The sequence below is a fragment of the Kribbella shirazensis genome (genome assembly GCF_011761605.1).
Taxonomy (GTDB): Bacteria; Actinomycetota; Actinomycetes; order Propionibacteriales; family Kribbellaceae; genus Kribbella; species Kribbella shirazensis.
In genome coordinates this window covers 3,500,330-3,511,206 of record NZ_JAASRO010000001.1, presented here as the reverse complement: position 1 = coordinate 3,511,206, position 10,877 = coordinate 3,500,330, and the positions used below count along the sequence as shown (strand labels likewise).

Below are 10,877 nucleotides of genomic sequence, written 5' to 3'. Positions count from 1 at the left end.
TCCCGATGGAGACTGAACCATCGCGCCGTCCCGAGCGAAGGAGAGTCCTGATGTCAGCAGCTGCCGAGGTCGTCGCGACGTACCTGGTGGAGACCTACCTCCCCCTCGACCAGGCCGCCGAGGCCATCGCCGGCGAGCAGTCGACCGGGACGTTCGTGAAGGTCGCCCGCGAAACGGCCGAGCTCCGGGAGCGGTTCGCGGCCAGGGTCCTGTCGGTCGAGGAGCTGCCACCGACAGGAAACGCCGACCTTCCCGGGGCATCAGGTGACGAGCGCAAGCGCAGCGCGCACGTGCGGATCGCCTTCGGACTGGACAACTTCGGTCCCTCGTTGCCCAACCTGCTCGCCGCGGTCGCCGGGAACCTGTTCGAGCTCCGCCAGCTCGCCGGCATCCGGCTGCTCGACCTCGATCTGCCGCTCGCGTTCGCCGAGCGCTACCCCGGACCGCAGTACGGCGTTCGCGGGACGCGGGAGCTGCTCGACCGGCCGGACGGCGTCCTGCTCGGCACGATCGTGAAGCCCAGCATCGGGCTGCCACCCGAGGAGCTCCGCCTCCTCGTCCGCGAGCTCGCCGAGGCCGGGATCGACTTCATCAAGGACGACGAACTGATGGGCAATCCGCCGCATTCGCCGCTCGCCGAGCGGGTGGCCGTGGTGTCGGAGGAGCTCGGCAAGGTCGCCGCCCGCACCGGCCGGCGTCCGATGTACGCGTTCAACATCACCGACGACCTCGACCGGATGGCCGCCAACCACGACCTGGTCCGTGACGCCGGCGGCACCTGCGTGATGGTCTGCGTGAACCTCGTCGGCTTCAGCGGTCTCGCCTGGCTGCGGGAACGCTGCAGCCTCCCCATCCACGGCCATCGTGCGATGACCGGTCTCTACACCCGAGCGCCGCAGCTCGGCATCGACTACGTCGCCTGGTCCAAGCTCGCCCGGCTCGCCGGTGCCGACCAGCTGCACACCAACGGTCTGTCCAACAAGTTCTACGAGACCGACGAGGAGGTGCTGCGCTCAATCGCCGCCGTACGCACGCCGTTCCTGGGCGGCTACGAGACCCTGCCGGTGCTTTCGTCCGGTCAGACAGCGGGGCTGGCGCCGGAGACCTACCGGCGGACGAACACCACTGACCTGCTCGTGCTGGCCGGCGGTGGCATTCACGGTCACCCGGGCGGCGCGAGCGCCGGAGTCACCGCGATGCGGGCAGCCTGGGCGGCGGCCACCTCCGGCACAGACCTGCAGGACGCGGCCGAGCAGGTGCCTGCCTTGCGGGAAGCGCTGGACACGTTCGGGGCGCCGCAGTCGTCCGCGCAGGACGGAGGCCGCCGTGGTTGAGGTCGCCTTCTACGGAGACGACTTCACCGGGTCGACGGATGCGATGGTGCAGTACGCCCGGACCGGGCTGCGGGCGGTGCTGCTGGTGACGTTGCCGTCGGCACCTGAACTGCGGACGCTGGCCGAGCGGTACGACGTGATCGGCGTCGCCGGGATCGCGCGATCGCTGCCGCCCGACGAGCAAGCGACCGAGCTGCGTCCGGTCCTGCAGGCCTTGCGCGAGCTCGAGCCGCGCTTCATCCAGTACAAGGTCTGCTCGACCGCGGACTCCGCCCCCACCCGCGGCAGCATCGGTCGCGCGCTCGAGGTCGGGCGTGACGTCTGCGGACCGTCCGTCGTACCCGTCCTCGTCGCGCAGCCGGAGCTCGGGCGGTACACGGTCTTCAGCCACCACTTCGCGGCCGAGGACGGCACGATCCACCGCCTGGACCGTCAGCCCACGATGTCGACGCACCCGTCGACCCCCATGCACGAGTCCGACCTCCGCCGCCACCTGGCCGCCCAGACGACACTGCCCATCACGTCCCTCCACCTCACCACCTACGCCGACTTACCGGCGTCGTACGCAGCTGCCGCCCAGGCTGGTGCGGTCGTCCTCGACGCCGTGACCGACGAGGATCTGACGGCTCTCGGCAGCGCGATCCTGGAGACGGCCAAGACAAAACCTGCCTTCGCGATCGGCTCCGGCGGTCTCTCCCGCGCGTTGGCCCTCGCCCTCCGCCCGAACGGCGCACCCGTCACGCCACCCAAGTCCAGTGCAGGTGGTCCGGTGCTGGTCGTCTCCGGCAGCCAGTCGCGACGGACCGCCGACCAGCTCGAGCACGCCCGAGCTGCCGGCTGGACGGTGTTGCCACTCACCGACGAGGCGCCGAGGGAAGCAGCCGAGGCGTTCGCAGCCGGCGTCGACGGCGTCGTCGTCCACACGAACGCCCTGACCGCGGAAGACCTCCCCCGGATCCCCACCGCCCTGGCCGGTGTCATCCGCACTGTCGCCACAACCACCGCCGTACGCCGGGTCGTCGTCGCCGGCGGCGACACCTCTGGTCAGGTGCTAGGTCACCTCGGCATCACCGCACTCGAGCTGGTGCACTCAGTGTCCCCCGGAGTCCACCTGTGCCGCGCCAGCTCCGAATTCGGCAGCCTGGACGTTCTCCTCAAGCCGGGGCAGCTCGGCCCCGTCGATCTCTTCACAGAGTTTCGGAGGAAGTGAACCGGAAGTCCTGGACCGGTGCCTGCGGACTGTCGTGGATCTCGACGGTCCGCGGCGCCGACCGGACCGAGAGATTGGTGACGGCGACATCGCGTACGACGGGAGCGTGTCCGCCGAACTGCTCCGGCTCCGCATGCCGTGTCGTGATCAGGACGGCGGAGGTGGTGACGGCGTCGACGGCCACGTCCTCGACCGTGATGTTCTCGATCACGCCGCCGCGTTCGGAGTTCGTCTTGATGCGCAGCGCATGATCGACGGTTCCGGTGACGCGCAGGTCGCGGGCATGGACGTTCTGGACGCCCCCGGACGCCTCGCTGCCGATCGTCAGCGCACCGTGGCCGGCGGTGAAGCGGCAGGACTCGACGAGGATGTTGCGCGCCGGACGCGCCACCCGCCGCCCGTCGTGGTCGCGGCCCGACTTGATCGCGATGCAGTCGTCGCCGGTCGCGAACGAGCAGCCGGTGATCACCACGTCCTTGCAGGAGTCCGGATTGCAGCCGTCGTTGTTCGGCCCGAGCGAGTCGATGGTGACACCTCGCACGAGGACGTCGGAGCAGAAGACCGGATGCACCACCCACATCGGGGCGTTGACGATCCGCACGTCCTCGATGCGGACCCGGTGACAGCTGTGCGGCTGGACGAAGCTCGGCCGGAACCCGTGCCCGGGCTCGAACACACGGTCCTCCACCGGTACGTCGTCCTCGACCATCCGCAGCAGCCGCTGCCAGTCGGACCGCGGGCGCGTGTCGCGCCACCAGTTGTCCGTACTCGCGCCGCCGTCGAGGGTCCCGGTGCCGGTGATCGCGACGTTCGTCTCGTCGTACGCGTAGATCAGCGGTGAGTGGCTGAAGCACTCGATCCCCTGCCAGCGCGTGCGGACGATCGGGAACGCGGCCGGATCCGTGTGGAACCGGAGCGTCGCCCCCGCGGCCACGTGCAACTCGACGTTGCTGCGCAGCCGGATCGGCCCGGTCAGGAACTCACCGGCGGGTACGACGACCCGGCCGCCGGCGTCGATCGCCTTCGCGATCGCGGCCGAGCAGTCGGTGCCGGGCTCGGCGCCGTAGTCGGTGATCAGGCGGTCAGTCGTCACGCAGGGACTCGATCCGGAGGGCGTTGGCCAGCGGCACGGCGATGACCCAGCTGGGATTCCACGTGTTGGTGTGGCCGCGGCGCTGCCAGTGGGTCTGGAAGACGGCCTCGCCCTGTTCGCCCGGCAGCGGGAAGTTCCAGTCGCCCGTGCCGGCCGCGATGCCCTGAGTGAGGGCGTGCAGCGTGGTCCGCGCGGCGGTCACATACTCGGGACGGTCCGCGGCCAGGCCGAAGGCCAGGAGTTCGTACGTCGGGAAGAACACGTCGAGGTGATGATTCTGCACGCTGACGGACGGCCAGCCGATGGCGCTGAACCCGGCGGCGTGCAGTGGCGAGTCGTCGTCCTGTTCCGGTGACCACACGTAGACCCAGGTGAGGAGCCAGTCGGCGGCCACGTCACACCAGTCGGCGTAGAGCGGGTCGCCGGTACGGCGGAAGAGTTCGTAGGCCGCCATGAAGTAGTACATGCCGGCCTCCTTGTCCTCGCAGGCCGCGTCCAGCGTGGAGCGGGCGAACGGACGGTCGAAGGTCCGCGCATGCTGGTCGTGGTACCGGGACAGCCAGATGGTTGCTTCCGACAACAGCTCGGCGTCGTCGAGCACGTCGGAGGCTTTGAGCGCCGCGAGCACGCACGGGACACCCGCGGTCGAGACCGTCGTCGCCGCGGGACTGCCGTCGAGGCGCCAGCCGACCGGGAACGTCCCGTCCGGCAGTTGGGCGCCGCGAAGGTACCTGACGGCTTCCTGGAGCGCGTCCAGCCAGGACGGCGGAACCGGCTCGTCGTACTGCCGGAACAGCGCGACGACGTCGGCCAGGTCCGCGATCGTCTCGCCGTACGCACGGCTGGAGATCATCGGGCGGTTCCCGGCGCGGAAGCTGGTCCAGCGCCGGGTGCTGACCTGGTAGGCGTTGTGCCGCAGGCCGGGCGTCGGGGTCGGGCTGCCGGAGAGGTAGAACTCGACGGCGGCGCGGCAGCGGTCGATGCGCAGCCGGTCGCGGGTGGTGAAGCCGATCCGGGCATCACACCAGGCCAGTTTGAGCGCCTGACCGGTCCAGCCGTACAGGAAGTGCCGTGACTTACGCGGCCCGTTCCCCGGGATGTCGCTGAACTTGGTGTGCCCGGCGACGGTCCCGGACCGGTACCACCTGTTGTCCAGGGCAACCGCCTTCCGGGCGACGAGTTCGTCCAGCGTCAGCCCGTCGGCGCCGGGATCGGCGAACAGGCTCCGAGCGGTCCGGACAAGATGCCGGAACGCGTGACCGCGCAGCTCCTGCGGCCCCCAGTCGAGCACCAGCTGTTGTGTGTGGACCTCGCCGGGCCGCAGCGTGAGGTAGCCGTCGTCGGTCGTCTCGGTCTCCGCCTTGCTGACGTACCGGACGTCCTGCTTGCCGTCGAACATCAGGACGCCGCTGAGCGCCGCGATGACCGGCCCCTCGTGCCGGACGACACCGAGCGAGCCGTACCGGACCTGACCGTCACCCGAGCGGCGTGGTCGCGGCCGCGAGAACACGGACAGCCAACGCCGTTCACGGCCGTCGCGCCACTCGAGGTTGACGCCCGGAATCGGCAGCCGGTCCTCCTCGGCGACGAATCCGCCGCCGGGCGTCGGGCCGACGCGAGGTACGGCGCGCGCCGGATCGGCGGACGGATTGTCGTTGTAGATCAGGCCCGGAACGGTGAGCTGGCTGTCCTTCACGCGCCCCAGGTCGAGCAGCAGCCCGACCGCGAGATCGGCGAGCCGGCGTTTGCTCGTGTTGCGACACCGGATCTCCAGCTCCAATCGGTCGCCGTCGTCGAACGCCAGCCGCACCTCGACGGCGATCGGCCCGGTGCGGCAACCGGCCCGGTGCTCCCCCGGCCGTCGCGAGATCCACCAGCCATCGGCCTGCAGCGCGTCGGCCTGCCACGGCCGGCCGGCCGAACAGGTGAGCAGGTCCGCCAGCGGTCGTTCGAGGTAGACCGGCCCGTCCACCAGACCGAACTGCAGCACGACGCCTGTCGGCGTGCGCCGGAGCTCGGCCTGGCGTGGTCCGGAGGTGAGCGCAGGCATCAGGACGCCCGGCGGATCTGGATCGCCTGGTACTGCCTGCCGGGCAGCCGCACGGTCAGCGTGCCAGAGTCAGTACCCGTCACGGTTTCCCGCGTACGGCGTACCGCGTGGTTCCACACGTCCAGTACCTCGACCTCGTACACACCCTCGGGCAGCGAGAACGTGCGGTCCGGGAACTGGTGTTCGCCGAGGTACTGCAGGTAGTACGAGCCGGGCACCGCAAGAGTCGGCGCATCGCGGTAGTCGTCGATCGGCTCGACACCGTCGGGCAGCTCGTCGAGAACCTCCCGCAGCAGCCGTAGACGCTGCGCAACGACACCACCCGGACGCGCGCCGCCGCCGGACCACGGTCCGTCCTCGGCGTCGACGTACCACTCGCCGTGCGTCACGTACGCGCCCCGGACCGTTCCCTCCCAGATGCGGGTCAGCATCTCCTCCGGGCGGAGGCTGGTGTCGGGGGTGGTGCCGTCGCCCTCGTGACCACAGGCGTCGACGAAGACGGGTTTGGCGAAGTCCCGGCGCAAAGCCGACACACCGCGGAGGTTCTCGAGCCGCACGCTGAGATGAGTCAGCCAGGGCGGCCCGGGGTCCGTTGCCTCGTGCATCGAAATCAGGTGATGCCCGCTGTCCAGCTCGGCGATCAGCTCCGCCAGTCGCCGAGCGTCCGACGTCTCTTCCAGACACCACGTGACGTTCCGGTACGCCGACAGCCGGTTGACCGCGTCGCGGACCACAGCCTCGTCCGGCGGCAGCACCACGTCCGCCACGATGTCAGCGGCCAGCAGATCGCGCACCTGCTCCTCGACAGCGTCGCTGTGGCGCAGCCGGACCCGGTTGAACGGCGACGCCGCCAACGCCGGCCGGGCGGCGGCCCATTGGTCCGGCTGCCCGAACCACGTCGTCGTGAGCGGGTGGTACGGCGTCCCGTCCGCCCACCGCAACGCCGTCCCGGACCGGCGCACCGGGCCCGTAGACGTCGCCGGCGTGCAGGTGACGGAACCGCCGTCGTACGTCCAGCTGCCTTCGAGGTCAGGGCTGAAGCGAACCAGCCAGCCGTCCCCGGACCGGAACGACTCGGCGTACGCGGAGGCGCCGCCGGCGTGCCGGAACACCAAGCTGGTCGGGCCGGACACAGGCAGTTGGAGCACGTCCCAGCGTGCTACTGACGTCATCGGGTCCCTCTCAGGGCGAGGTACGGCGTGGCGGGCAGTGGGATCCGGCTCGGTCCGGTGAACTCGTCGAGCGGGGTGATGGTCATCGCCCGGGTGTCGATCAGGTCGAAGTGGAACGGCGGACCGTCCGGCAGCTCGAGCTCGACGGCCGACGGCTGGCGGTCACCCAGGTAGTGCAGCACGCACCGATCGGTGTCGACCTCACCGTCCGACTGCCGCGGCAGTCCGGCGAACACGGCCCGGAGGAAGTCGATCCGCTCCGGGCTCTCGCCGTACAGCCGCCCGCCGACCGAGATCCACGCACGCGTCTCGCGGTCGACGAAGGACTCGCCGTGCCCGACGTACCCGCCGAGCGACATGCCCTGCCAGAACCGGTGCACCAGCTCGTCCGCGGTCAGGTTCCCCCAGCGGCGGCCGGCGTTGCCCTCGTAGCCGATCTCGTCGATCACCACCGGTTTCGGGCAGTCCCGCCATTCGGCGACCTCGGCCCCGTCCCAGTGCTGCACGCTCTGGTGGGTGATCCACGGTTTGCCGAAGTCGTACGGCGTGAAGACCTCGTACATCTTGGTGCCGTTGTGGATCGATCGCAGCCGCTGGTACGGGTCGTACCGCTGCACGACCTGCAGCAGCCGGTCCCAGTCCGCGATCGTCTTCTCGTGGTTGAAGTCGTACTCGTTGGACAGCGACCACCAGACGTTGCGGTACGCCGCCAACCGCGCGACGACGTACCGCAGGAAGGCCGCATCCTGCGCCGGGGTCATCCGGTCGAATCCCCACACGCCCCGGTCGTACGGGTGGAACAGGATCAGGTCGGCCTGGATGCCCAGCGCCAGCAGGTCGGCGACCCGGCTCTCGAAGTGCTGGAAGAACACCGGGTCGAAGCGCTCCACGTCGACCTCGCCCGGTGTCGCGCCGGCGAACGGGGTGCGCTCGGGGCGCATCCCGTCCGTCGGCAGCAGGCACATCCGGACCTTGTCGAAAGGTGCTGAGCGCAACGATTCGAGGGTGAGCTCCTGGAGCTCCTTCGTCTCGTACGTCCAGTGGTAGCAGGTTGTTCCGATGCAGTCGTAGCGACTGCCGTCCTCGTACGAGAAGTGGTGCCTGCCAAGAACTGTGACGGGGCCGTGGTTGCCTTGGCCTGGCGGAGCGCAGGTGAAGGTGCCGCGGTGGCCGTCGAGTTCCGCGGCCGAGCTGGACGTGATGTACGACCAGTCCCCTTCGCGGTCCGGTGAGAACCGGGCCCGGTAGGTGCCGTCGCCGTCGTAGAAGCCGTCGACGGTCACCATCCGGTTCCGGAACTGGTAGGTGACCTGGAACTCCACGTCGGCGAACGGGTTGCCGCCGGGCACTTCCGGCGGGCCGGACAGCGTCAGCTCGTGCAGGCCCCACTTCTCGATACTCGTCATGGCAACCGGTCTCCTGCCTGGATCCACTCGGGCGCCAGGATCACGTGTTTGATGGTCTTGCGCAGGTACGAGTACGCGACGTGCAGCCGGCCGTCCCGGGTCTGCAGCAGCGTCGGGTACGAGTAGCCGAACTCGTTCTCGCGGTACTCCTCGTCCTGCACCTGCAGGTTCCGCCAGTACGGCCAGGTCGCGCCGTCGTCCTCGGACAGCGCCAGCGTCAGCGGGGTCCGCAGCGTCTTCCGCCGTACGCCGCCCTTGCCGTCGTCGACCCAGCGGAACTGGTCGCGTTCGGCGGACGAGTCGTTGAACACCAGGACGAGACGCCCGTCGGCCAGCCGGAGGACCTGGACGGCGGAGTTGTTGTTCGGCAGTGCGGTCCGCTCCGGGGACGTCCAGGTGCGGCCGTTGTCCTTCGAGACGGACGTGTAGATGCGGTCCGCCGCGCGGCTGCGGAAGTACCCGACGAGCTCGCCGGGCGACAGCTCCACGATGCTCATCTGCACCTGCCCGACGGCGTCCGGCACCTCGACGGTCGACCAGGTGTCACCCCGGTCGGTGCTGAGCTTCAGGACGGTCCGCTCGGCCGTCTTGTCACAGTCGTACGCCGGCACCAGCCAGTCGCCGTTGCTCAGGACGACGATCGGGTTGCGGATGAAGCTGCCGAGGTGGTCGAACAGCACCTCGCTCCGGTCCCAGGTCAATCCACCGTCGTGCGACACCCGGCGGATCACGCGCGAGGTGGACTGGTCGTGCGGTTCGTTCGACGTATGCAACAACCAGACGTCCTCGTCCGGGGTGACGAACAACAACGGGTTCTGTTCGGAGCGCTTCGGGTCGGAGGACAGCTGCACCGGCTCGAGCCAGGTGTCGGTGCCTGCCGGGAGGCGGGAGAGGACGATGTTGGTGTCCGGTTCGCCCTCGCCGGGGCCGTTGAACCAGGCGCACAACAGGTCGCCGTTCGCCGTCTCGACCAGCGTCGCGGCGTGGCTGTCGCCGGGATGGATGGTGGGCAGGAGGGCCGCACCCTCTCGGATGCGGCCGTCGAACCTGGGATCCGTCACCATGTGAGCCCGCGGGCGACCTGCGCCTTGATGTAGTCGGGGATGTCCTGCGTCTCGGTGACCAGCAGGGACGAGTCGACGTCCATGCCGTCCTTGAGCACGTGCTGCCGGAAGACCTTGTACAGCGGGATGTCCCAGTACTCGGTGTTCTGGTAGTTCTTGATCACCGCGTTCTCGCCCCAGTACACGGCCGAGGTGTCGATCGCCGCGAGCTCCGGGATCGCCGTACCGAACGCGTTCACCACGGCGTCGGTCTTCAGCACCGCCTTCATGCCGTACGACGAGATGCGGGTCTGCATCTCCTCCGACACCAGGTACTTGACCACGTCGAGCGCCTGGTCCTTGTGCTGCGACTGCGGCGGGATGAACGCGGCCCGGGTGTCCGGCTGGTAGATCGTGTTCGCGCCGCGCGACAGCACCGGCATCGAGGTGACCCCGATCTGCACGCTCTTCGCCCACTCGGCGAACTGGTCGGCGTCGTCCTCCTCGACGTAGTACGAGCTGAGTGCGTACGCATTCAGCTTCGACAGGTTGTTCACCGCCATCGCGAGGTGGCCGGGGAAGCTCATGTCACCCTTGAAGAAGTCGTCCACCGTGGTGAAGTTGTTCCGCGGGATCATCAGGAACCGGTGCAGGTTGTTCGCGACGGTCTTCCACTCCGCGCTGGTCAGGTTGACCTTCACGTCCTCGGGCGCCGGCTGCTCGCTGGAACCGGGCACGAACGGGTACAGCCCGAGCTGGTTCATCGCGAGGTAGTTGTCCGGGTGCTGCATGTAGCCCTTGTAGTGGTGGATCCCGTCCTGCCGGGTGAGCTTCACAGCCAGCTTGTAGACGTCGTCGTACGTCGATCCGAGAGCCGGGTACTTCTCGCCGAACTTGTCGAAGATCAGCTTGTTGTAGAACAGCAGGCTCTCGTCGATCCACAGCGGGACGCCGTACAGGCCGCCGTCGGAGCGGGACTTGATCTGCTCGACCGAGGCGATGTTCAGCTTGGTCAGGTCGATGCCGGCGCCCTGCACCAGCGACGTGATGTCCTGCGTCCAGCCGAGCGGCTCGAGGTCCCGGTCGATCCGCAGCCGGGGGTCCTCCAGGATCAGGTCCGGCACCCGGCCGGCCTTGGCGAGGTCCTCGTACCGGATCGGGTAGTCCCAGGTGGCGTACTTCAGCTTGACGGTCGGGAACTTGGCCCGGATCGCGTCACCGAACACGGTGTCGAAGTACCGGGTCGACTCCCGGCCCTGGTCGTTGCCGCCGAGCTCGAACGGCTTGAAGTTGGCGGCGAACACGAACAACTCGTCGTCGGCCACCGAGAACGGCACGTTGTACCGGTTCGGGATGTCGACCGTGCCGGTGGCAGAGCTGACGTTGCCGCGCGACGTCGCGGTGGTGGAACTGGTGCCGGCCGCTGCGGCAGGAGCGGCCTGCAGCGCGCCGCCGAGGGCCGCGAGCCCGCCGATCAGGGCGGTGTTGCGGACGAAGCCGCGGCGGGACATGCCGGCGCCGGACTCGGGGCGCTCGGCGGGGGTGGGGGTTTCAGACATGGACGGGCCT

The 10,877-nt window shown here is 69.2% G+C and carries 8 protein-coding genes; 2 read left to right on the top strand and 6 right to left on the bottom strand.

Features of this window, described 5'->3' with window-relative positions; all coding sequences use genetic code 11:
• The first annotated feature begins 50 nt into the window (after window positions 1-50).
• Both BJY22_RS17260 and BJY22_RS17255 read left to right on the top strand, forming a co-directional pair.
• Complete coding sequence (locus tag BJY22_RS17260) at window positions 51-1,334, top strand: RuBisCO large subunit C-terminal-like domain-containing protein (protein ID WP_167208007.1); 1,284 nt, start codon at window positions 51-53, stop codon at window positions 1,332-1,334.
• On the top strand, window positions 1,327-2,544 hold the full coding sequence (locus tag BJY22_RS17255; protein WP_202891151.1) for a four-carbon acid sugar kinase family protein: 1,218 nt from the start codon (window positions 1,327-1,329) through the stop codon (window positions 2,542-2,544). The genes BJY22_RS17260 and BJY22_RS17255 overlap by 8 nt, the downstream gene beginning before the upstream one ends.
• Here BJY22_RS17255 and BJY22_RS17250 read toward each other — a convergent pair.
• From BJY22_RS17250 to BJY22_RS17225, 6 genes are read right to left on the bottom strand one after another with little or no spacing between them, the layout of a single operon-like run.
• On the bottom strand, window positions 2,522-3,637 hold the full coding sequence (locus BJY22_RS17250; RefSeq protein WP_167208005.1) for a glycosyl hydrolase family 28 protein: 1,116 nt from the start codon (window positions 3,635-3,637) through the stop codon (window positions 2,522-2,524). The two genes, BJY22_RS17255 and BJY22_RS17250, sit on opposite strands and share 23 nt — an antisense overlap.
• Window positions 3,627-5,687: a hypothetical protein gene (locus tag BJY22_RS17245; RefSeq protein WP_167208003.1), complete on the bottom strand. Its 2,061-nt coding sequence runs from the start codon at window positions 5,685-5,687 to the stop codon at window positions 3,627-3,629. Before BJY22_RS17245 ends, BJY22_RS17250 begins: the two co-directional genes overlap by 11 nt.
• On the bottom strand, window positions 5,687-6,859 hold the full coding sequence (locus BJY22_RS17240; protein WP_167208001.1) for a DUF5605 domain-containing protein: 1,173 nt from the start codon (window positions 6,857-6,859) through the stop codon (window positions 5,687-5,689). Before BJY22_RS17240 ends, BJY22_RS17245 begins: the two co-directional genes overlap by 1 nt.
• Window positions 6,856-8,265, bottom strand: a complete 1,410-nt coding sequence (locus tag BJY22_RS17235; protein ID WP_167207999.1) for a DUF5060 domain-containing protein — start codon at window positions 8,263-8,265, stop codon at window positions 6,856-6,858. Before BJY22_RS17235 ends, BJY22_RS17240 begins: the two co-directional genes overlap by 4 nt.
• Window positions 8,262-9,326 carry a sialidase family protein gene (locus BJY22_RS17230; RefSeq protein ID WP_337758753.1) on the bottom strand — a complete coding sequence of 355 codons (1,065 nt, stop codon included), beginning with the start codon at window positions 9,324-9,326 and terminating at the stop codon, window positions 8,262-8,264. The genes BJY22_RS17235 and BJY22_RS17230 overlap by 4 nt, the downstream gene beginning before the upstream one ends.
• Window positions 9,323-10,867 carry an ABC transporter substrate-binding protein gene (locus BJY22_RS17225; protein ID WP_167207995.1) on the bottom strand — a complete coding sequence of 515 codons (1,545 nt, stop codon included), beginning with the start codon at window positions 10,865-10,867 and terminating at the stop codon, window positions 9,323-9,325. The genes BJY22_RS17230 and BJY22_RS17225 overlap by 4 nt, the downstream gene beginning before the upstream one ends.
• Window positions 10,868-10,877 lie beyond the last annotated feature (10 nt).